A 21,683-nucleotide genomic window follows, 5' to 3' on the forward strand; every position below is an offset into this window, starting at 1 on the left:
GCGCCAATTCCAGGTCGGATAGATACAAAAGCGTCCTCGTTCGTTCTGTTGCAATGCTTCTCAGGCGGCCGGCCTGAACAGCGTGCTCACAACGACAAGGAACACCGACCATGCAAATGCCCCAGACCCTGAAAATCCGCAATGGCGACAAGGTCAAGCCGACCTTCTCCGCACAGGAGTACGCCGCCCGTCATGCCCGCCTGCGAGCCTACATGGCCGAGCAGGATATCGAGGCAGCCATCTTCACCTCGTACCACAACGTCAACTACTACAGCGACTTCCTCTACTGCTCGTTCGGCCGCCCCTACGCATTGGTGATCACCCAGGACAAGGTGGTGTCGATCAGCGCCAACATCGACGGCGGCCAGCCCTGGCGGCGCACGGTGGGCACCGACAACATCGTCTATACCGACTGGCAGCGCGACAACTACTTCGTCGCCATCCAGCAGGCCTTGCCCCTGGCCTCGCGCATCGGCGTCGAATACGACCACCTCAACCTGCAGAACCACGCCAAGCTCGCGGCCTGCTACCCCAAGGCCGACCTGCTGGACATCGGTGCCCCGTGCATGCGCATGCGCATGATCAAGTCGGCCGAGGAGCAGGCGCTGATCCGCCATGGCGCACGGGTTGCCGACATCGGTGGGGCGGCGGTGGTCGAGGCCCTGCGCGACCAGGTGCCGGAATATGAAGTGGCGCTGCATGCCACCCAGGCGATGGTCCGCGAGATCGCCCGAAGCTTCCCGGACGGCGAGCTGATGGACACCTGGACCTGGTTCCAGTCCGGGCTCAACACCGACGGCGCGCACAACCCGGTCACCAGCCGCCAGGTCAACAAGGGCGACATCCTTAGCCTCAACTGCTTCCCGATGATCGCCGGCTATTACACCGCGCTGGAGCGCACCTTGTTCCTCGACCATTGCCCGGACGACCACCTGCGCTTGTGGCAGGCCAACGTCGAAGTGCATGAAGCGGGCCTCAGGCTGGTGCGACCGGGCATGCGCTGCTGCGACATCGCCCGTGAACTCAACGAGATCTTCCTGCGTCACGACCTGCTGCAGTACCGCACGTTTGGCTATGGCCACTCGTTCGGTACGCTCAGCCACTACTACGGCCGGGAAGCCGGGCTGGAACTGCGCGAAGACATCGACACCGTGCTGGAACCGGGCATGGTGGTGTCGATCGAGCCGATGATCATGCTGCCCGAAGGGCGGCCAGGGGCGGGCGGTTACCGCGAGCATGACATCCTGATCGTCAATGAGCACGGGGCCGAGAACATCACCAAATTCCCCTATGGGCCGGAGCACAACATCATTCGCAAATAAGCACCGGCGTCGCCTGCTTCGCGGCCGAAGCCGCTCCCACAGAGTTACCGCCACCCTGAAGGCCGGTGAAATACCTGTGGAAGCGGCTTCAGCCGCGAAGAGGCCGGCCCCGACAACAAAAAAACAACTGTATGACCACCAGACCCTGCCGCCAATTAGAAGAATCAGAGGGTACCCGTCATGTCCAGCACCACCTTCAACGCTCCCTCCCTCGACGGCGCCGCACCCGACGCCGAACGTCAGGCCCTGCGCAAGGCCGCGCGCGCCAGTTTCATGGGCAATTTCGTCGAATGGTTCGACTACGCCGCCTACGGCTACCTCGCCACCATCATTGCCGCCACCTTCTTCCCACAGACCGACAAGACCAGCGGCCTGCTGGCGACCTTCGCCGTCTTTGCCCTGTCATTTCTGGTCCGCCCGCTGGGCGGCGTGGTCTGGGGGCATTTCGGCGATCGTCATGGCCGGCGCAACGCCCTGTCCTGGTCGATCCTGATCATGTCGATTTCAACCTTCTGTATCGGGCTGCTGCCAGGTTATGCGCAGATCGGCCTGTGGGCGCCCGGCCTGCTGTTGCTGATCCGCCTGGTCCAGGGCTTCTCCGCCTCGGGTGAATACGCCGGAGCTGCGGCGTTTCTTGCCGAGTATGCACCACCCGGCCGGCGGGGCCTGTACACCAGCATCGTCCCGGCCAGCACGGCGGCCGGGCTGCTGTTTGGTGCGGCATTTGTCGCGGTGCTGCATGAACTGCTGAGCAGCGAGGACTTGCACAGTTGGGGCTGGCGCCTGCCTTTCCTGCTGGCCGCACCGTTCGGCCTGGTTGGCCGTTACATCCGCATGAGCCTGCAGGACACACCGAAGTTTCTGGAGATGGAGCAGCGCCTGGAACACAAGGCCTGCATGACCCCGGCACCGATCCGCGAGCTGTTGGCGCGGCATCGTCGCAGCCTGGCCATCGGCCTCGGTGTCACCTGCCTCAACGCCGTGGCCTTCTACCTGCTGCTCAGCTACATGCCGACCTACCTGTCCAACGAAATGGGCATGAGCGAGCGCGATTCGTTCATTGCCTCCACGGTATCGCTGGCAACCTACATTGGGCTGATCTTTCTGATGGGGAGGCTGTCCGACCAGTTCGGCCGCAAGACCATGCTGGTGGTGGCTTCGCTGCTGTTTCTCGGCCTGACCGTACCCTTGTTCAAATTGCTCGACGGGCAGCCGTTGCTGGTGATTCTGACCATCCAGATTCTCTTCGGCGCAATGCTGGCGATGAACGACGGCACCTTGCCGTGCCTGCTGGCGGAAATCTTCCCGACCCAGGTGCGTTTCAGCGGCTTCGCCTTGAGCTTCAATCTGGCCAATGCGCTGTTTGGCGGGACCGCGCCGTTTATCGCCACCTGGTTGATCCAGGCCACAGGTAGCAAGCTGGCCCCGGCAGGCTACCTGCTGGCGGCAGCGCTGGTCGCGTTGTTGGCCATGTTGATGTGCCGGGAAACGGCGCATTCAGCCCTGCAGGACTGAGCCGCTGCCTTCAGTGCAATGAGGCCTGGCGCCGTTCGCCCAACGGTGACAGGCCGAAGAAGCGGCTGTAACTCTTGGAAAAGTGCGCCGGTGAGCTGAACCCGCAGGCCAGCGCCACTTCGCGCACCTGCACATCACTGCGCAACAGCAGTTCCCGTGCCCGTGACAGTCGCAACTCCAGGTAATACTGGCTGGGGGTACGTTGCAGGTACTTGTGGAACAGGCGCTCCAGCTGGCGGACGGTCACTTCGTTGAGGCTGGCCAGCTCCTCCAGCCCCAGCGGCTCCTCCAGGTTCGCTTCCATGATCGCTACCACCTGGCTCAGCTTGGGCTGGCCACTGCCGAGCAACGTGCGCAACGGCACACGCTGGCGCTCGCGCTCACCCCGCACGCGGTCACACAGCAACAACTCGGCGGCCTTGGCGGCGATGGCCTGGCCGCCGGCCTGGCGGGCGACCAGTTGCAACATCATGTCCATGGCCGCCACGCCACCGGAGCAGGTGAAACGGTCGCGGTCCAGCTCGAACAGCTGGCTGGAGATGACAATGTCGGGGAAGTGTTCCTGCAGGGTCTGCAGGTCTTCCCAGTGAATGGTGCAGCGGTAGCCATTGAGCAGCTCGGCCTTGGCCAGCAGGTAGCTGCCGGTGCAGATCCCGCCCAACGGTAGGTGCTGGCGTGCCAGTTGGCGCAGCCAGTCGATCAGTGGCCGGGTGTTGCCACGGCTGCGGTCGATCGGGTTGGCGCCGACTACGAACAGGGCATCCAGCGCCGGGGCGTCGGCGATACTGTGGTCAGGCAGCACGCGCATGCCATTGCTGGCTATCACCGGCTCCGGGCTGGCGGCAATCAGCACGGTACGGTACAAGGGGTGGCGCGCTGCCAGGTTGGCCATGCGCAGGGTTTCCACCGCCGACGCCAGGCCGATAGTGGTGAAGTTGGGCAACACCAGAAAACCGAAGGTTCTGGTTGGGCAAGGCGTTACGCTGATGGAAGCGGGGTGGACCATTGCGATCTTCCTGTGCAAGCTGAGGCGTCGTTCGTCAGGGGCAGTGGCTAAACAGGCCTCGCGTGTTTCTTGTTGTTATGGGTCGTTGCGGGTTGATCTTACACCCCGGGCACAACGGCCAGGAATGGACCTGATTGCAGAATAAGAAGGTGATCGTACGTGAACCCCGAATCCATGCTGGCGGCGCTGCCAGGTTTCGCCATCGCCCCTGAGGCGATCCAGGTACTGCCCGATGCCGCGGCCTACCGTACCTGCCTGCTCGAACGCATCGCCAGCGCGACCCGGCGTATCGTTATCGTCGCCTTGTACCTGCAGGAGGACGAGGCCGGCCAGGAAGTGCTCGATGCCCTGTACCAGGCCAAGGCCGAGCGGCCGGGCCTGGAGATTGTCGTCGTGGTCGACTGGTTCCGTGCCCGCCGTGGCCTGCTCGGGGCCGGGCGCCAGCCGGGCAACGCGGCCTGGTACCAGGCCCAGCGCCAGTTGCGTGGGCTCGACGTGGTGATCCATGGCGTGCCGGTGCAGACCCGCGAGCTGTTTGGCGTGCTGCACCTGAAGGGCAGCGTGATCGACGATTGCGTGATCTATACCGGCGCCAGCCTGAACAACGTCTACCTGCACCGCTTCGAGCGGTATCGGCTGGACCGTTACCACCTGTTCCAGTCACCGGCCCTGGCCGACGCCATGGTCGACATGGTCCGGCGCCTGTTGCACCACACCGCCACGCCGCGCCTGGACCTGCCCGCGCCACCGGCCACCCGCAGCCTGCGTGGCGATATCCGGCGCCTGCGCGCGCGCCTGCGGCGCATGGCCTATGACGCACCCATCGCCGTGGCGGGGCAGGGGCTGCGGGTGATCCCGCTGCTCGGCGTCGGCCGTGGCAACCCGCTCAACCGCACGTTGTGCGCGCTGTTGGCGGCGGCGCGCGCGCAGATCATCATCAGCACGCCGTACTTCAACCCGCCACGGGTGGTGATGCGCGAGATCGACCATGCCCTGGACCGTGGCGTGCGCATCGAGCTGATCGTCGGCCACCGCACCGCCAACGACTTCTACATCGCGCCGGGCGAGCCGTTCAGCGCAAGCGGCGCATTGCCGTACCTGTACGAAGACAACCTGCGCGCCTTCGCCCGGCGTCGCCACGCCGCGATTGCCAGTGGCCAGTTGCAGATACGTATCTGGAACGACCCGGGGCATACCTTTCACGCCAAGGGGGTGTGGGTGGACCAGCGCTATTCGCTGCTGACCGGCAACAACCTCAACCCGCGCGGCTTCAACCTGGACCTGGAAAACGGGTTGCTGATCGATGACCCCCATGGGCAATGGTTGGTGCCGCGGGCGGTGGAGCTTGAGGGCATTCGCCGGCATGCGCCGCAGATCGGCACAGCGGCTGAGCTGGGCGAGAAGGCCGAGCATCCCAAGGAAGTGCGCAAGTTCTTGCGGCGCCTGCGCTACAGTCGGCTGGAGCCCCTGATCAAACGGGTGCTGTGAAACCGACATCCGCAGCGCACCAGTCGTCAGTTGTTGCGATCATCGCCAGCCTTTGCCAGTCAACTTCGATGAACCCCTGGCAAAAGGCTCGCCCTGAATGGATGCAATCCTTGGCAATGGCTCGCCGCGCAGCCATGTAGTGCGCCAGCTTATCCTGGCATTTTCTGGTTTGCTGATCCTGACCCTGGTCCTCGGCCTGGTCTCGTTGTATCGGATAGCCCAGACCCTGGATGACCGGGAGCAGGCGCAAAGCCGCTTCCTGGCCGAGTCGGCGCTGGTCCAACTGCAGAAAAACGAGCGCAGCTATTTGCTGACCCATGCTTTCTGGCAGGCAGCCTACGACCACCTGGCCGGCCCGGTGAACAGCCACTGGGCCTACGATGAAGACAACGTCGGCCAGACGCTCTATAGCGAAGATGGCTACGAAGGCGTGTTCGTGCTGGATGACAATGGCACCCATTACGCCGTGCTCGACGGGCAACTGAGCGCGCAGGGTTTCGAGCGCCACAGCGCCAGCAGCGGCAGGGTGTTGCAGCAGGCGCGCAAGGCGGGCGAGCAGGAGCACGCCGCTTCCGGTTACTTGCTGTTCCGTGGTCAGCCGGCATTGTTCACGGCGGCGGTGATTCGGCCACCGTCCATGCCACATCATCTGCCTGCGCCCACTGCGGTGCTGCTGTTCGTGCGCGAACTCGACCCGGCCATGCTCGACGCCCTGGGCAAGACGGTGGGCCTGTCGGATTTTGCCGTTTCCACCGCAGCGAGCTTCACAGGTAACCGCGGTTATCTGCCGCTCGAAGGCAGTGGCTACACTTTGACGTGGCACATCGAGCAGCCCGGCATTGAACTGATCCGCCAAGTGGTTCTGCCGCTGGCCTTGGCCTTGCTGGTCATCGCCCTGTTCATGGCGGGGTTTGCCCGCCACGCGATGCGCAGCAGTGCCGGTATCGACCGCAGCCACCGCCAGCTGGCGGCCTCCAAGAACGCGCTGGAAACCAGCGAGGCACGGTTCAAGGCAGTGGCCGAGGCGGCGTCGGACTGGATCTGGGAAACCGATGCCCGACAGCACCTCACCTACCTGTCGGCGCGCTTCGCCGAGCTGACCGGGCACCCTGTGGAACATTGGTTGCAGCGTTCCCTCAAGCAATTACTCGAATGCGATACCAGCCACATCGAAACCTGGCTGCATGGCCTGGCCGCCACCGAATCGACCGGCAGCCTGCGCTGCCAGTACCGTGACCGCCTGGGGCAGCTGCGTGAATGTCGCATCGCGGCGCGGGCGATCATCGAGCAGGGCATCTGCAAAGGCTTTCGCGGCACCTGCAGCGATATCACTGACGAAGTGGCCGCCCACGCGCAGATCCAGCATCTGTCGCAGCACGATGCGCTGACCGGGCTGCCCAATCGCAACAAGCTGTTCCGGTTTCTCGAACAGGACCAGCCCATGCCGCTGGCGTTGATGATGCTCGATCTGGACAATTTCAAGCCGATCAACGACAGCCTCGGCCACCCCGCCGGTGACACGGTACTGATCGAAGTGGCCCTGCGCCTGGGCCAGGTGACCCGTGACAGCGACCTGGTGGCGCGCCTGGGGGGGGACGAGTTCATCGTGGTATTGACCCGGCCCGGCCAGCGCGAGGACATGGACCGCTTCTGCGCACGGCTGATCGAGACGCTGCGCCAACCGATCCGGCTCGATGGCCATAGCGTGCATGTGGGCGCGAGCCTGGGCGTGGTGCTTTCGGCCGACTACCCCGGTACGGCAGGCGAGCTGATCCGCTATGCCGACGTCGCCCTGTACAGTGCCAAACAGGCTGGCAAGAACACCTGGCGCTACTTTTCGACGCAGATGAACGCGGCGCTGCTGGAAAAACGCACGCTCGAGGGTGAATTGCGCGAGGGTATTGCGCGCGGCGAACTGGTGCTGCATTTCCAGCCACGTTTCAAGGTCGATGGCACCACGGTAGCGTCCGCCGAAGCGCTGGTACGCTGGCGCCACCCGACGCTCGGGCTGCTGCGCCCGGACCGTTTCATCCCGCTGGCAGAAGAGTCGGACCTGATTGTGCAGCTAGGCAACTGGGTACTGCGCGAAGCCTGCAGCCGTGCCCGCACCTGGCCGCTGGCGGTGATGGTCTCGGTGAACATGTCGCCGTCGCAGTTCCGCCGCAGCGATGTGGTGCGCGACGTCGCCGAGGCGCTGAAGTCTACCGGACTGCCGGCCCACCGCCTGGAGCTGGAAATTACCGAAAATGTGATGCTCAATGATGTCGAAGGCGCGTTGCATACCATGAATGCGCTCAAGGAGCTTGGGGTTCGCCTGAACATGGACGATTTCGGCACCGGTTATTCGTCGCTCGGCTACCTGCGTACCTACCCGTTCGACAGCATCAAGATCGACAAGCGCTTCGTGCAGTCGCTGGGCAAAAGCGACAGTGACCGCAGCGTGGTTCAGGCTATCATCAACCTGGGTAACGCCATGGGCATGACGGTCACTGCCGAGGGCGTCGAGACCCAGGAACAGCTGGCGCTGCTCAGCGATGACCAGTGCCACGAGGTACAAGGCTTCCTGCTCAGCAAACCGGTGGAAAACCAGGCGTTGGTGCGTTTGATGGAGGCGGCGAAGACCACGGATCGTGTCGTGCCTTGAACGGTTACATTCATTTGCATCCAACGCGACGGTTCGCCCCTCTGAAAAGTCATCTCAAGCGCATACAATCACGCCTTTTCCATGTTAACCAGATAGGCCAATCCTTATATGGCGCTTGATCCACCCACGATGCTGACAATCACCATCGCCCTTGCAGCCGCGGCTGCGCTTTACCTGGCGATCGAGTGGCGCAGTGTCCGCGAACCCTCGCTGCTGTTCTGGAGCGCCGGTTTCGCCACCATCACTGTCGGTTCGACCCTGGCGTTGCTTCGCGGTATCGGCCTGCTGCTGATAGGTATCTGGTTCGCCAACGGCTTGTTGGTGGTCGCTCACGCGTTCTTTCTGCTGGGCGTGGTGCGCTTCACCCAGGCCCGGTTGTCGCGGGCATGGCTGCTGATCGTGCTGGTATGGTTCGGCTTGTTGCTGCTGCCGGTGGGGCCGCAGTGGTCGAAAGTGATGCTGATGGTCAATTCGCTGCTGGTGGCATTGCTTACGCTCAAGGCCAGCTTCCTGCTGCGCCCCCATGGCAATTCGTTGAGCGTAGGCGCAGCACAGTTGCGTTACGTGCTGCTGATCCATGGCCTGTTCTATGTGGCCAAGGCGATCGTGGCGGTGACGCCGGGTGCGCTGATCGACCTGGCGACCTTTGGCGGCTTGATCATCCAGATTTCCCTGGTCGAAGGGGCGATGGCGATCATGTTGATCGCGCTGTCGATGACCGGCACCGTGCGCTATCGCCGTGAGGAACGGATCGCCCGGCTCGCCGCTCGCGACCCCCTGACCGCGCTGTACAACCGCCGTGCCCTGGAAGTGCGGGCCACGCACCTGTTCAAGGCGGTCAGCCCGGCCCAGCCTGGGGCGCTGCTGCTGATCGACATCGACAACTTCAAGCTGGTCAACGACCTGCATGGCCATGCGGCGGGTGACCGCCTGCTTATCGCATTGAGCGAGATGATTCGTGCCGTACTGCCGGAGCGGTCGTTGGCTGCCCGGCTGGGCGGCGATGAGTTCGTCATCCTGCTCAGCGGTGCCAGCACCGAGCAGGTGGTGGCGCTGGGCAGCCAGCTGCGCGACCAGTTCCAACAGTTTGCCCGGGAGGCGATGCCGACCCCGCAGGCGGTGACCTTGAGTATCGGCGCCAACCTTTTCGACCAGCCGCCGGCCAGCCTGGCAGCGTTGATCGAGCAGGGGGATGTGGCGTTGTACCAGTCCAAGCGGGGTGGGCGTGACAGCATTCGCCTGGTGGACCGGACCATGGTCAGTCCTGTGAAATAGCAGGGGGCCGCTTTGCGGCCCTTTCCGACCGGTCCGGCGCCCCGGCAAGGCCGCTCCTACAAGGGATCGCGGTCTCCTGTAGGAGCGGCCTTGCCGGGGCGCCGGACCGGTCGGAAAGGGCTGCAACGCAGCCCCGGCAATCTCAGGTCACGACCTGATAGCAAGGCACATACGCCGCGCCACCCGGCAATTTCATCCGGTGCTGGTCGACAAACGCCTGCAACAGGCGCCCCAGCGGCTCCAGCACCGCCGCATCACCGCGGATCTGATACGGCCCGTGTTCTTCAATCAGCCGGATCCCCTTGTCCTTCACGTTACCCGCCACGATCCCGGAAAACGCCCGGCGCAAATTGGCTGCCAGTTCATGTGCTGGCAAATCCCGGCGCAGGGCCAGTTCGGCCATGTTGGCGTGGGTCGGGTCGAACGGGTGCTGGAAGCCGCCGTCGATCTTCAGCAGCCAGTTGAAGTGGAAGGCGTCGTTGCGCTCGCGGCGGAACTGCTTGACCTCCTTGAGCCCCTCGACCATGTGCCGGGCCACTTCGGCCGGGTCATCGATGATGATCTGGTAGTGACGCTGCGCCGCCTCGCCGAGGGTGGCGCCGACGAACGCATGCAGCTGCTGCAGGAACGGTTCGGCGCTGCGCGGCCCGGTGAGCACCACCGGGAAGGGCAGGGCCTGGTTGTCCGGGTGCATGAGGATGCCGAGCAGGTAGAGGAATTCCTCGGCAGTACCGGCGCCGCCGGGGAAGATGATGATGCCGTGGCCGACACGGACGAAGGCTTCAAGGCGCTTCTCGATGTCCGGCAGGATCACCAGTTCGTTAACGATCGGGTTCGGCGCCTCGGCGGCGATGATGCCCGGTTCGGTCAGGCCCAGGTAGCGGCTGCCGTGCATGCGCTGCTTGGCATGGGCGATGGTCGCGCCCTTCATCGGGCCCTTCATCACGCCCGGGCCGCAGCCGGTGCAGATGTCCAGCTTGCGCAGGCCCAGTTCGTGGCCGACTTTCTTGGTGTACTGATACTCCTCGCTGCTGATCGAGTGGCCGCCCCAGCACACCACCATCTTCGGTTCCACGCCAGGGCGCAGGGTGCGGGCGTTGCGCAGCAGGTGGAAGACGTAGTCGGTGATGCCCTGGGAGCTTTCCAGGTCAATGCGCTGGCTGGCCAGCTCGCTTTCGGTGTAGACGATGTCGCGCAGGGCGCTGAACAGCATCTCGCGGGTGCTGGCGATCATTTCGCCATCGACGAAGGCGTCGGCTGGAGCGTTCAGCAGCTCCAGGCGCACGCCGCGGTCTTGCTGGTGAATGCGGACTTCGAAGTCCTTGTACGCCTCGAGAATGGTCTTGGCGTTGTCGACATGGGCGCCGGTATTGAGAATGGCCAGGGCGCACTGGCGGAACAAGGTGTAGAGGCTTCCGGTACCGACTTCACTCAGTTGCTGGACTTCACGTTGCGACAGCGTCTCCAGGCTGCCTTTGGGGCTGACGGATGCATTGATGACATGGCGTTGAGGCATCTAAGTCGTTCCTGTGCAGGTAAAAACATCCTTGCAAGACAACACCATACCGATCAATGCACGTCAACCTAAAAGGCGTTGGACACTCAGGGTGATCGCCATGCCGCCACCCACCAGCCACAGGTTGAGGATCGCCCCGGTGATCAGCGCCTTGGGCCCGGCCTGGCGGATCTGGCCCCAGCGGGTTTCCATGCCCAGCGCGGTCATGGCCATGGTCAGGGCGAAGGTGTCCAGGCTGTTGATGGTCTGGGTCACGCTGCCTGGCAGTACCTGCAGCGAGTTCACCAGCACCAGGGCGAGGAAGCCGAAAGCGAACCAGGGCATGGCGATGCGGCCATTGCCTTGGGCCTGGCCCGGTTGGCGCGAACGGCTGATCCACAGGCCGACCACCAGCAGCACCGGCACCAGCAGCATCACCCGGGTCATCTTGACGATGGTGGCGATGTGCGTGGCTTCGGGGCTGACGTTGCTGGCCGCGCCTACCACCTGGGCCACTTCATGAATGGTACCGCCGAGGAACAGGCCTGCGCCCATGGTGTCCAGGGGCAGCCAGCCGGCATTGATCGCCAGCGGGTAGAGGAACATCGACAAGGTCCCGAACAGCACCACGCTGCCGACCGCCATCGCGCTCTTGTGCGGGGCGTTGCGCAGCGCCGATTCGAAGGCCAGTACGGCGGCGGCGCCACAGATCGCACTGCCGGCTGCGGTGAGCAGGGCGGTGTCGCGGTCGAGTTTGAACAGCTTGGTGCCGCACCACAGGCCGATCAGCAAGGTACTGGTCACCACCAGCAGCGATACGGTCAAGCCGGACCAGCCGACTTCGGCGATTTCCTGCAGGCTCACGCGCAGGCCGAAGAAGGCTACGGCGATGCGCAGCAGGCCGCGGGCCGAGAAGTTGATACCGGCCGCCCAGCTGGCCGGCACGCCATCGCGCAGGGCGTTGCCGTACAGGGCGCCGGCGACGATACCGACGATCAGCGGGCTGATGCCCAGGCTGGCAATGGCGGGCAGGGCCGCCAGCTGGGTGACGGCAAGCGCGAACAGCGCGACGAACAGGATGCCGTTGAGCCGCCCTCGGGTAGAGAGGGTGGGCGCCAACGCAGGGTTGGAAGTTGCCGTGGCCATGTGAGTCCTCCGGGAAAGTGTTTCGACATGGCCTACGTTAATCTGGTTATAAGCTTATAAAAAATCGTAATTTAGGATGGCAAATATCTGTCTAGCTGATACTTTGAAGATATGACCCCAGAACAGCTGATAACCTTCGCCACCGTAGCCGAGCACGGCAACATCAGCCATGCAGCCCAGGCCCTGCATCTCTCGCAACCGGCGGTCTCCGGCCAGCTCAAGTTGCTGCAGGAGGACTTTGGCGAGCCCCTGTACCAGCGTGCCGGCCGTGGCGTGCGCCTGACCGCTGCCGGCGAGCAACTGCTGGCCCATGCCCAGCGCCTGCGCGACACCTTTCGCCAGGCCCAGGCCCTGTGCGAAGCCATGCGCGGGCTGGAGCGCGGCACCTTGCGCATCGGCGCCAGCACCACGCCGGCCAGCTACCTGTTGCCGTACCTGATTGCCGACTTCCATGGGCGCTATCCGGAGGTGCTGGTGACCACGTCCCACGGCAATACGGCGGAAATCGTCGCAGCGCTGGACAGCGTTGATATCGCCCTCATCGAAGGCCCGCCAGGGCAGGAGCTGCCGCTGGGCACCGAAGTGACAGCATGGCGCGAGGACGAGATCGTGGCCATCGTACCGCGCGACCATCCCTTGGCAGGTGGCGAACAGCAAGGCTTGCAGGCGCTGGGAGAGTACCCGCTGGTGCTGCGTGAGAGCGGTTCGGGGGTGCGTCAGATCGTCGAGCGGGCATTTGCCCGGCACGGTGTAGCCATGCGCGTGGCGCTGGAGATCGCCGGCGTGGAAGGGGTAAAGGAGGCGGTGCGGGCCGGGATGGGTATCGGCTTTGTCTCGGCCATGTCGATCCGTCACGAGGATGGCGTACTGCGACAACTGAGAATTGAACCTGAACCGCTGGTGCGGCGCTTTTCCATCCTCTTGCCCCATGCCGCCACGCCGTCGCGGGCAGCCGCGCGGTTCATGGAACTGTGCGTGGGCCAGGGCACCGGGGCCCGGTAACCCGCCCCTGCTGCCGGTAGCAGGGGCGGGTCAGGGGGCTATTGGATATTGGCCTTGGCCGGCGTGGCTTGGTTGTACTTGATCGACGCTACGCTGTTGCACAGCCCGACCAGCGTCTGCCAGTCCTGGTTGGCCAGGTTCAGGTTGCGCTGCAGCTCGGGCAGGTTGAGGTTGTCGACATTGCCCTTGCAGTTGCCGAGGTCGGTCAGGACGGTATTCAGTTCGCCCTCAAGTTCCTCCCACACCTTCAATAGCAGGCCGATCAGCGAACCCGCAGCCTGGGACAGTTGGATCAGCTTGTTCAGCTGATCATTCAATGCCGCCAGGCTGGCAGATTGCTGGGTAACTGCGTTCATGCGCGTTGTATCGGCCTCGATCTCGCTGCGCAGCTGCTTGATCTTGACCTCCGCGGCGACCATGGTCGCAATCCCCGCAGCTGCGCCGATTATGCCGAAGGCCAGGCCAAATCCAAGGCTGAAGATCGCGATCACGGCACCGGCGAAGAAGGCGACGCCAGCACCGATGGCCGAGGCGGTTTCCACCACTTGCCAGGTCTTGATCTGCTTGCGCATCTCTTCGATCTTGGCTTGATACTGCCGGACCTGGTCGCGGTTGACGTCCTGTTGCTGGGTGGAGTCAGCGACGGCCTTGGCGAGTATCTGGCTGTCCTGGATCAGGTTGTTGGAATAGTCGGTGATCGACTGGTGCACCGACACGGCGCTTTGGCTGAACGCACGAAGCTGCGAAATCAGCCCGGTGAACTGCTGCTTGAGCGAGTTGATGGCCTGGGTATTGCCCGGGTCCACTTGCAGCACCGCAATCAGCGAGTTGATCGTCGACATGCTGACGTTGAAGGCAATGCCATAGCCGGCAATGGCGTTGGGGATGCTCACCAGGTTCGCGGATATCCCGTACCAGGCGTTGGCGTGGATCTGGGCATTGCTGAAGGCAGTCTGGAACGTGCTGTACCAGGAGGGGGCTGGGGTGATGGTCGGCAGCTGGGTGTTGGTGATGCCGAGCACGTAGGCCATCACATCGTTGTTGGCATTGAAGGCATCTGCCAGTTGCTGATCGATGGGCAGGTCGTTGGACGCCCGCAGTGCGGCGGGGACGCTGCCGAGCGCGGCGATGCTGACGACGTTTGACAGGGGGTTGAGGGTGAACGGGAAAAACTGTTTCTTCAGTGCATCCATGACACTTCTCCTTGAACAGTGACCGATCGACCGGTGCTGATTGTCGGGGGCGTTGTGTGTGAGGCAGGTTCCTTGCGCAGGCGCGGGGCGTGCCTGCAAGTAACTACCCAGAGGCCCGAAGAGGCTTGGATAGCGAACTCATTTAAGCAGCGCCTAGGGGCAGGGCAAGGCGCTAGCCGGTGTGTTTTTTGCTCTCGAACAGTGAGCGAAAAAGCACAAGCTGACAGAACAGCGCCTTAGGCCCGGTGCAGGCAATGGGCATGCAGAACGGTGCTTTTCCGACGCAGCCCCGGTGCCTGCACAGGCGGGTCAGTTCACCTTGAACACATGCTTCATGTAAGCCACGAAGTTCTCGTCTCGGCACTGGGTCTTGCCTGGGCTGTCGGAAATCTTCGCCACGGGCGCGCCATTGCAGTCGGTCATCTTGATCACGATGTTCATCGGCTCCACCCCCGGGATGTCGCAGGTCAGCCGGGTGCCGATGCCGAAGCTCACGTTGATCCGCGTGTGCAATGTCCGATACAGGCCCAGCGCCTTGGCGAAATCCAGGCCGTCGGAGAAGATCAGCGTCTTGCCCTTCGGGTCGATCCCCAGCCGCTCATAGTGGGCGATGGCCTTTTCCGCCCACACCAGTGGGTCCCCTGAGTCGTGGCGCAGGCCGTCGAAAAGCTTGGCGAAGTACAGGTCGAAATCACCCAGGAAGGCGTCCATGGTGATGCAGTCGGTCAAGGCGATACCCAGCAAGCCACGGTACTCGCGTACCCAGGCTTCCAGCGCGGCGGCCTGGCTGTCGACCAGCCGCGGGCCGAGTTGCTGGTGCGCCATGAACCATTCGTGGGCCATGGTGCCGAGCGGCTTGAGTTCGAGCTCGCGGGCCAGGTGCACGTTGCTGGTGCCGACGAAGCGGCCGGGGAAGTCGTGCTTGAGCAGGTACACCACTTCTTCCTGCACCCGATAGGAAAACCGCCGCCGGGTACCGAAGTCGGCCAGCTGGAAACCGGCCAGCTCGTCGGCACTGGCTTCGGCCTTGAGCCAGTCCATCTTCTGGTACAGGCGCTCGCCCACCTGTTCGAGTACCACGTCGCGATAGCGATAGCGATTGCGCACCTCGCTGATGATCGCCAGCAACGGGATCTCGTAGAGGATCACGTGCAGCCATGGCCCGCGCACGCGGATCGCCAACTGCCCGGCGGCGTCCAGGCCGACCTGCACATAGCGCAGGTTGAAGCGGAACAGGCTGAGAAAGCGGATGAAGTCCGGCTTGAGGAACGGGATCTTTTCCAGGTAGGCCAGCTGGTCATGGGTGACGGTGACCTCGCTCAGCTGTTCGATCTGGTAGCGGATCTCCGCCAGGTAAGGGGAGAGGTCTTCATTGTTGCGGCAGCGGAACTCCCACTCCACCTCGGCGTTGGGGTAGTTGTGCAGCACCGCCTGCATCATGGTGATCTTGTAGAAGTCGGTGTCCAGCAGGTTCTGGATGATCCGTGGGCCGAAAACACTTTCGCTCATGGGCGGTCTTCCTTGATCAGAGAGAGCTGGTAGTCGAGCGCGGCTTCATCGCCGCACAGGATCACGCCCTCGGCGGCCAGCGCACCGCAGGCGCTGATGGCACCTTCCTGGGTCAGGGCGCGGCAGGCCGGCAGGTACAGCAGCACCTGGAAGCCAGCCTGGCGCAACTGCCGGGCGGTGGTCTTGACGCAGTAGTCCAGGGCCAGGCCGCCGACGATCACGGCGCCGACCTGTTGCACCTTGAGAAATTCGATGACCCCGGTGGAGCGGCGCTCGGCGAGGTCGTGGTAGCAGGCGCCGTAGGGGTGCAGGTCGGGCTCGACGCCTTTCCAGACGAAGTAGTCGTAGTCGATCGGGGCAGGCAGGCCGGGCAGCAGCTCGAAGCCGAGGGTGCCGGGGACGCAGTGGCTGACCCAGGTCAGGTCGGCGTTGGCCAGGGTCAGCGGTTGCAGCATCTGGCCGGGTTCGGCTACCACCCAGGCCGCATTGGCCGGGTGTGCGTCCTTGCTGCCCAGGCGCAGGTCGGCGCGCAAGGCCATGGCGTTGAGGTCCGGGGCGATCTCGTTGCCTTCCGGTACCGGCAGCTCCTGAGGGGCGTTGGCGGTGAAGCCGTTCTGCGCGTCGACATCGAAACTGGCGATCTTCATGGCACGTATCCTCGCTGGAATGGCTATATAATTCACCTGGTGCATTAAGTGTGTCAAGTGAGAGCTGCTATGCGTTTGCGGGTTGCCATACTTAGAAGCTCTGGTGGATTATTATGCTGATGAACAAGGAGTTCCCGGTGAGTACAGTCGAAGTCCTGGCCAGTGTCGATATCGTTGCCCTGCGCCTGGCCCCTGATGCCCAGCATCTGCAAGTGTTGTTGCACCGTCGTGAGCGCGAGCCCCATGCCGGCCAGTGGGCCTTGCCTGGTGTGATCGTCAACGGTCGCACCCCGGACACCAGCCTGGAGGGCGCTGCCGAACGCGCCCTGCGCGAGAAAGCCCAGGTACTGCCGCGCTACCTCGAACAGGTGGGTACCGAAGGCAATGCCTTCCGTGACCCGCGTGGGTGGTCGTTGAGTACCTACTATCTGGCCTTGCTTGACCCGCAGCAGCAGGTCGAAGGTGAGCAACTAGCGTTTTTCGACCTGGACAGCGTGATTGACCGCAAGGTCCTGCTGCCGTTCGACCATAACCTGCTGGTAGACCGGGCCCGCGAGCGCTTGGCTGCAAAGACGGTGTACAGCAGCTTGCCGTTGTACCTGCTGGAGGAGAAATTCACCGTGCTCGATGCGCTGGGGGCGGTGCAGGCGTGCCTGGGGCAGGCGGTGAACAACACCTCGCTGCGCAAGCGCCTGGAGCGCCTACGCGAGCTGGGGTGGGTGAGGCATACCGGGGAGAAGAACCAGCCCAGGTTGGGCCGGCCGCAGCAGTTGTATCAGCACACTCCGCAGGGGGAGCGGGTGTTCATGTTTGATCGTAGCCTGTTGCCGGAAGGCGGGTGAGCTGAAGTTAACCTGGTAAAAATGCTAGTTTCCCATCATGAATAGCCAACCTAGGATACGTTTATATCAACTGGAGGTTATTTATGAGCGCCGCCAGTTCCAAGGCTTTGATGAGGCATCTTTTTTATGCAGGCAATAGAGAATTAGTCGCTCAGTTGGGTGGGGCGAGAACGCGTTTATTGCTCGGTGCCAATCGGCTTCTGGCCCAGATGCACGACCGGGCAGCTTTGCTCCAAACAGCAAATCAAAACACCGTGATTGGCATGCTGGAACATGGGCGCACGCGTGGCGAGGCTTATACACCTTACGGTTTTTCGCCCGTTTGCAATTTACCTGTGATTGTCGCGTTCAACGGGTGCTGGCGCGACACTTTGACCGGGCTTTATTCTTTAGGTCAGGGGAATCGCTGGTACAGTTCAGGTATTCAAAGGCTTTTAAGCGCTGATGGTTTAAGTCCCTTTGGTGCTGGGTCAATCAACGCCTATGCTTATTGCGAAAGTGATCCAGTGAATTTCCAAGATCGCTCTGGTCGCGCGCGTACTGGCCTTACAAAAGTGCTCAACAGACACAAAGTTCCGATGGAATTTAAGAATATCATCAAGAAAACAATTGAGGCTGACCCATCGCTGGAATATGGCTTTATTGGTTCCAAGCAAAGGCGCACAAGTGGGGCTGGTCTGCCAGTTGGGTCTTTTGATTCGCGGGAGTATAAGTTAATTTTTCCTGTGAAAGATGATGTTCATCCTACTTCTGATAAATTTATATTCCGGGGTGAGAAAGGTGTGGAGTATGCTTTGCAGAAGTCGACGGCGCATGGTGTGAGGTATGAGTATGTGCGTGACAAACTTTCCGTTAAAGTGAATCCTAAGGTGTCGACGGATCACTATCGTGATGCGAAGTTTACCTGGCAGGGCGGCGCAACGTCTGTTTCTATTACTTCAGTCGCTGCGACAGTTCGTCAGCCTGATCAACCACCATCGTACGAAGAAGCTACAAAAAATAGTCATTGATCCCCGCTCACATTAAAAAAGTGGCCACTTATCTCAAGACCGATGTCTTAGATCTAGCGGCCACTTCAATTTAATGCGCGCAGCGACTGGTATCGCCCTGCTCGGCCGGGGCCTTGCGCGCCGCCGCCAGAATGGTCGCCAGCACGATCAGTGCAGCCCCCGCCGCCATGCGCAGGCTCGGCTGGTCACCGAACAGCCACCACGCCCCGAGGATCGCGTACACCGGCTCCAAGGCGATGATCATACCGGCTGTACGCGCCTCCAGCCCTTCCAGGCTCTTGACGAACAGGAACTGCGACAGCCCGGTGCAGAACACCCCCAGCAGTGCCAGGTTGATCCAGTCGTTGCTGCCCAGGCTGGTGTTGCCCAGGTGGCTGAAGGCGAACGGCGCCACCAGCGCAGCCACCACCACGTTCTGCCAGAACGCCACCTGCATGGCATTCATGTTCGAGCCGTTGCGGCGGTTGGCCACGGTCAGTAGGGCGAACGCCAGACCCGAGCCTAGGCCCCAGAGCAGGCCGACAGTGCCTTTGTCGAGCAGGTCGAAGGTCGGCACCACCAGCACCAGGCCCGCCGTCACCATCAGCAGCAGCAAGCCCTGCACGGCGCCGATGCGCTGGCCGAACACGCCGCGTTCGATCATGGCGATGAAGGCCGGGAAGCTGGCAAAACCGAGGGTGGCCACGGCCACGCCACCGACTTTGACGGCGATGAAGAAGGTTACCCAGTGTGTGGCCAGCAGGGCGCCGGTGAGGCCCAACACCGGCAGGTTGCCCAGGGTCAGGGCGTCGAGCAGGCGGGTGCCCTTGAGCCCGGCGACGAAGCCCAGGGCGATGAAGGCGAAGGTGGCGCGGCCGAAGGTGATGATGCTGGCGTCGGCGTCGATCAGGTGACCGAGGATACCGGTCAGGCCGAACAGCACCGCGGCGATGTGGGCAACGCACAGGGCGTTACGGTGGCCGGTGGCAGCACCGGCTACGGGAATTGAAGTCGCGATCATGGCAGTCAAGTCTTCACAATGTGGCGCGCGCAAACACTCCCGATTGGCGCGGCGCGGGTCTCTAATACTGGGAGTTTTATCGTTATGAGCCCGGACGAACTGCCCGGTGCAAAAAGGCGCCACAGCGTTGGAATTGTGAAGCGAGGCTGTTTTACTCGCGAATACCGCACCGATCAGCCCACGGCGCGGGGCTGGTCGATGTGTGTATTATTTTTGTAGACACGGTTTGGAAGCCGATTGCGGGCGACGTGTGCTTGTCTGATCGCGACATCGGCTGTTGCCTTGCAGCGCCTTCTTATTCCTCTCCGTAATTCATGATCGACAGCAGGCGGATCGGCACCTGTACCAACTGCTCAGGGCCATGCGGGGTTTCGCCATCGAAGGTCAGGCTGTCGCCAGCTTGCATGTGGTAGAGCTGGTTGCCGTGGCGGTAGACCAGTTCCCCCTCCAGCAGGTGAAGGAACTCGGTACCGGGATGGGCGAAGGTCGGGAACTCTTCGCTGGCGTCATCCATGGTCACCATGTACGCCTCGAAGTGCTTCTTCGGCCCCCTGGCGTGATTGAGCAAATGGTAGGTATGGCCCTTCTCGGTGCCGCGGCGCACAACCTCCAGCCCTTCACCGGCCTTGACCAGCAAGGCATTGCCATCGGGCTGGTCGTATTGGCTGAACAGCTTGGCCATCGGCATGCCCAGCACATCGCACAGGCGGCTCAGGGTATCGAGGCTGGTGGATACTTGGGCGTTCTCGATCTTGCTGAGCATGCCCTGGCTGATGCCGGCAATGCGCGCCACATCGGCGAGCTTGAGCGACTGGGCCTGGCGCTGGCGCTTGATCTGCAGGCCCAGGTACTGCTCCAGGCGAAGACGCGGTTGGGTTTCGGTTGGCATCTAATGTCCTGCACGGTTTCAGTTCAAGAATAAAGTTTTCGCACTGGGAAAGTGCGACATGGGGCTGCGTTGGCCGCCGTTTTCCTCTGGTGAAAACAAGTTTCACATAAATACAGTGAAAAAATCTGCCTGAGTTTTGTGCCAACTGTGCCGGCCTCATCGCGGCTAAAGCCGCTCCTACAAGGGATTGCGCGCTTCCTGTAGGAGCGGCTTTAGCGGCGATGAGGCCGGCACAGGCAACACAAGACCATCACCCTGAGCAGAGTTGGCAAGCACGTTGCATTCCTGTGAGGAAATTAAGTTTCTCATGTGGAATTAGTGCCCCTCACCCAGGAGTGATCAACCCATGTTGCCAGCAGAAACCCAGCGCACCCTCGACCAGTACGGCATCAAGTATGTGCTGGCGCAGTTCGTCGATATCCACGGTTCGGCGAAGACCAAGTCGGTGCCGGTATCGGGCCTCAAGATGGTGGCTGAAGAGGGCGCCGGCTTCGCCGGGTTCGCCATCTGCGGCATGGGCATGGAGCCCCATGGCCCGGATTTCATGGCCCGTGGCGACCTCTCCACGCTGATCCCGGTGCCTTGGCAGCCGGGCTATGGGCGGGTGGTGTGCGTGGGTCATGTCGACGGCCAGCCGTGGCCCTACGACAGCCGTTACGTCTTGCAGCAGCAGGTGCAGCGCCTCGCCGACAAGGGCTGGACCTTGAATACCGGGCTTGAGCCCGAGTTCAGCCTGTTCCGCCGTGACGAAGGCGGCAAGCTGCAGTTGGTGGATGCCTCCGACAACCTCGACAAGCCTTGCTACGACTACAAGGGCCTGTCGCGCTCGCGGTTGTTCCTCGAACGCCTTACCGAGGCCTTGCAGCCGGTCGGCTTCGACATCTACCAGATCGACCACGAAGACGCCAACGGCCAGTTTGAGATCAACTACACCTATAGCGACGCCATGGAGTCGGCCGACCGCTTCACCTTCTTCCGCATGGCCGCCGGCGAGATCGCCAACGACCTGGGCATGATCTGCTCGTTCATGCCCAAGCCCGACCCCAAGCGCGCCGGCAATGGCATGCATTTCCACCTGTCGCTGGCCAGTAGCAGCAACAAGAACCTGTTCCACGACCCCTCCGACAGCAGCGGCATGGGCCTGTCGAAACTGGCCTACCACTTCGCCGCCGGCCTGTTGGCCCACGGCCCGGCGCTGTGTGCCTTCGCCGCACCCACGGTCAACTCGTACAAGCGCCTGGTGGTCGGCCGCTCGCTGTCCGGCGCCACCTGGGCCCCGGCGTTTGTCGCCTACGGCGCCAACAACCGTTCGGCGATGGTGCGCATCCCCTATGGCCGCCTGGAGTTCCGCCTGCCGGACGCCGGTTGCAACCCGTACCTGGTCACCGCCGCGATCATCGCTGCCGGCCTCGATGGCATCGACCGCCAGCTGGAGCCGGGCGAGATGTGCAACGAGAACCTCTACAACCTCAGCCTCGAAGAAATCGCCGCACGCGGCATCAAGACCCTGCCGCAGTCGCTCAAGGAAGCCGCCGACGCCCTGGAGGCCGACCCGCTGTTCCGCGAGGTGCTCGGCGCCGAGATCGTCGACGAGTTCATCAAGCTCAAGCGCATGGAGTGGGTGGAGTACTGCCGCCACGTCTCCGACTGGGAAATCCAGCGTTACACCGAATTCTTCTGATCGCCACCCTATCCCGGGG

The 21,683-nt window shown here is 62.7% G+C and carries 17 protein-coding genes; 9 read left to right on the forward strand and 8 right to left on the reverse strand.

The window, feature by feature from the left end; all coding sequences use genetic code 11:
* Positions 1-110 precede the first annotated feature (110 nt).
* Together ACLEJU_RS21790 and ACLEJU_RS21795 are read left to right on the forward strand one after the other, a co-directional pair.
* A complete protein-coding gene (locus ACLEJU_RS21790; RefSeq protein WP_435425167.1) occupies positions 111-1,322 on the forward strand; it encodes a M24 family metallopeptidase in 1,212 nt (403 codons plus the stop codon).
* Between the two features lie 180 nt (positions 1,323-1,502).
* Entirely contained in the window at positions 1,503-2,837 is a 1,335-nt protein-coding gene (locus tag ACLEJU_RS21795) for an MFS transporter (RefSeq protein WP_435425168.1), read from the forward strand.
* A gap of 10 nt (positions 2,838-2,847) precedes the next feature.
* Here ACLEJU_RS21795 and ACLEJU_RS21800 read toward each other — a convergent pair whose 3' ends face one another.
* A complete protein-coding gene (locus tag ACLEJU_RS21800) occupies positions 2,848-3,843 on the reverse strand; it encodes a GlxA family transcriptional regulator (RefSeq protein ID WP_435425169.1) in 996 nt (331 codons plus the stop codon).
* A 159-nt stretch (positions 3,844-4,002) separates the two neighbouring features.
* On the opposite strand from ACLEJU_RS21800, the gene pssA reads away from it, so the two are divergent.
* The 3 genes from pssA to ACLEJU_RS21815 all read left to right on the forward strand — a co-directional run bounded on the left by pssA (position 4,003) and on the right by ACLEJU_RS21815 (position 9,250).
* Entirely contained in the window at positions 4,003-5,331 is a 1,329-nt protein-coding gene (pssA, locus tag ACLEJU_RS21805; protein ID WP_435425170.1) for a CDP-diacylglycerol--serine O-phosphatidyltransferase, read from the forward strand.
* 97 nt (positions 5,332-5,428) lie between these two features.
* On the forward strand, positions 5,429-7,975 hold the full coding sequence (locus ACLEJU_RS21810; RefSeq protein ID WP_435425171.1) for a bifunctional diguanylate cyclase/phosphodiesterase: 2,547 nt from the start codon (positions 5,429-5,431) through the stop codon (positions 7,973-7,975).
* A gap of 108 nt (positions 7,976-8,083) precedes the next feature.
* Positions 8,084-9,250 (forward strand): GGDEF domain-containing protein, encoded by a 1,167-nt coding sequence (locus ACLEJU_RS21815; protein ID WP_435425172.1) that lies wholly within the window; start codon positions 8,084-8,086, stop codon positions 9,248-9,250.
* A gap of 142 nt (positions 9,251-9,392) precedes the next feature.
* Here ACLEJU_RS21815 and ppnN read toward each other — a convergent pair whose 3' ends face one another.
* Both ppnN and ACLEJU_RS21825 read right to left on the reverse strand, forming a co-directional pair.
* Complete coding sequence (gene ppnN, locus ACLEJU_RS21820) at positions 9,393-10,766, reverse strand: nucleotide 5'-monophosphate nucleosidase PpnN (RefSeq protein ID WP_060513345.1); 1,374 nt, start codon at positions 10,764-10,766, stop codon at positions 9,393-9,395.
* Positions 10,767-10,829: 63 nt separating this feature from the next.
* Positions 10,830-11,891, reverse strand: coding sequence for a YeiH family protein (locus tag ACLEJU_RS21825; protein ID WP_440776746.1), 1,062 nt, complete (start codon positions 11,889-11,891; stop codon positions 10,830-10,832).
* Between the two features lie 111 nt (positions 11,892-12,002).
* Between ACLEJU_RS21825 and ACLEJU_RS21830 the strand changes: the two genes are divergently transcribed.
* Entirely contained in the window at positions 12,003-12,893 is an 891-nt protein-coding gene (locus ACLEJU_RS21830; RefSeq protein WP_435425705.1) for a LysR family transcriptional regulator, read from the forward strand.
* A gap of 38 nt (positions 12,894-12,931) precedes the next feature.
* Here ACLEJU_RS21830 and ACLEJU_RS21835 read toward each other — a convergent pair whose 3' ends face one another.
* From ACLEJU_RS21835 to ACLEJU_RS21845, 3 genes are all read right to left on the reverse strand, one after another.
* Positions 12,932-14,086: an HBL/NHE enterotoxin family protein gene (locus tag ACLEJU_RS21835; protein ID WP_435425706.1), complete on the reverse strand. Its 1,155-nt coding sequence runs from the start codon at positions 14,084-14,086 to the stop codon at positions 12,932-12,934.
* A 309-nt stretch (positions 14,087-14,395) separates the two neighbouring features.
* Positions 14,396-15,595 carry a nicotinate phosphoribosyltransferase gene (gene pncB / locus ACLEJU_RS21840; RefSeq protein WP_435425707.1) on the reverse strand — a complete coding sequence of 400 codons (1,200 nt, stop codon included), beginning with the start codon at positions 15,593-15,595 and terminating at the stop codon, positions 14,396-14,398.
* Positions 15,592-16,242, reverse strand: a complete 651-nt coding sequence (locus ACLEJU_RS21845; RefSeq protein WP_435425708.1) for a nicotinamidase — start codon at positions 16,240-16,242, stop codon at positions 15,592-15,594. The genes pncB and ACLEJU_RS21845 overlap by 4 nt, the downstream gene beginning before the upstream one ends.
* Positions 16,243-16,379: 137 nt before the next feature.
* Between ACLEJU_RS21845 and ACLEJU_RS21850 the strand changes: the two genes are divergently transcribed.
* On the forward strand, positions 16,380-17,084 hold the full coding sequence (locus tag ACLEJU_RS21850; protein WP_435425709.1) for an NrtR DNA-binding winged helix domain-containing protein: 705 nt from the start codon (positions 16,380-16,382) through the stop codon (positions 17,082-17,084).
* Between the two features lie 83 nt (positions 17,085-17,167).
* On the forward strand, positions 17,168-18,094 hold the full coding sequence (locus ACLEJU_RS21855; protein ID WP_435425710.1) for an RHS repeat-associated core domain-containing protein: 927 nt from the start codon (positions 17,168-17,170) through the stop codon (positions 18,092-18,094).
* A gap of 70 nt (positions 18,095-18,164) precedes the next feature.
* Here ACLEJU_RS21855 and ACLEJU_RS21860 read toward each other — a convergent pair whose 3' ends face one another.
* Together ACLEJU_RS21860 and ACLEJU_RS21865 are read right to left on the reverse strand one after the other, a co-directional pair.
* Positions 18,165-19,094 carry a DMT family transporter gene (locus ACLEJU_RS21860; RefSeq protein ID WP_435425711.1) on the reverse strand — a complete coding sequence of 310 codons (930 nt, stop codon included), beginning with the start codon at positions 19,092-19,094 and terminating at the stop codon, positions 18,165-18,167.
* A gap of 295 nt (positions 19,095-19,389) precedes the next feature.
* Positions 19,390-19,983, reverse strand: coding sequence for a helix-turn-helix domain-containing protein (locus ACLEJU_RS21865; protein ID WP_400724832.1), 594 nt, complete (start codon positions 19,981-19,983; stop codon positions 19,390-19,392).
* A 346-nt stretch (positions 19,984-20,329) separates the two neighbouring features.
* Between ACLEJU_RS21865 and glnT the strand changes: the two genes are divergently transcribed.
* A complete protein-coding gene (gene glnT, locus ACLEJU_RS21870; RefSeq protein WP_435425712.1) occupies positions 20,330-21,664 on the forward strand; it encodes a type III glutamate--ammonia ligase in 1,335 nt (444 codons plus the stop codon).
* The last annotated feature ends 19 nt before the right edge of the window (positions 21,665-21,683 follow it).

Source organism: Pseudomonas sp. SMN11 (genome assembly GCF_052041945.1).
Lineage (GTDB): Bacteria > Pseudomonadota > Gammaproteobacteria > Pseudomonadales > Pseudomonadaceae > Aquipseudomonas.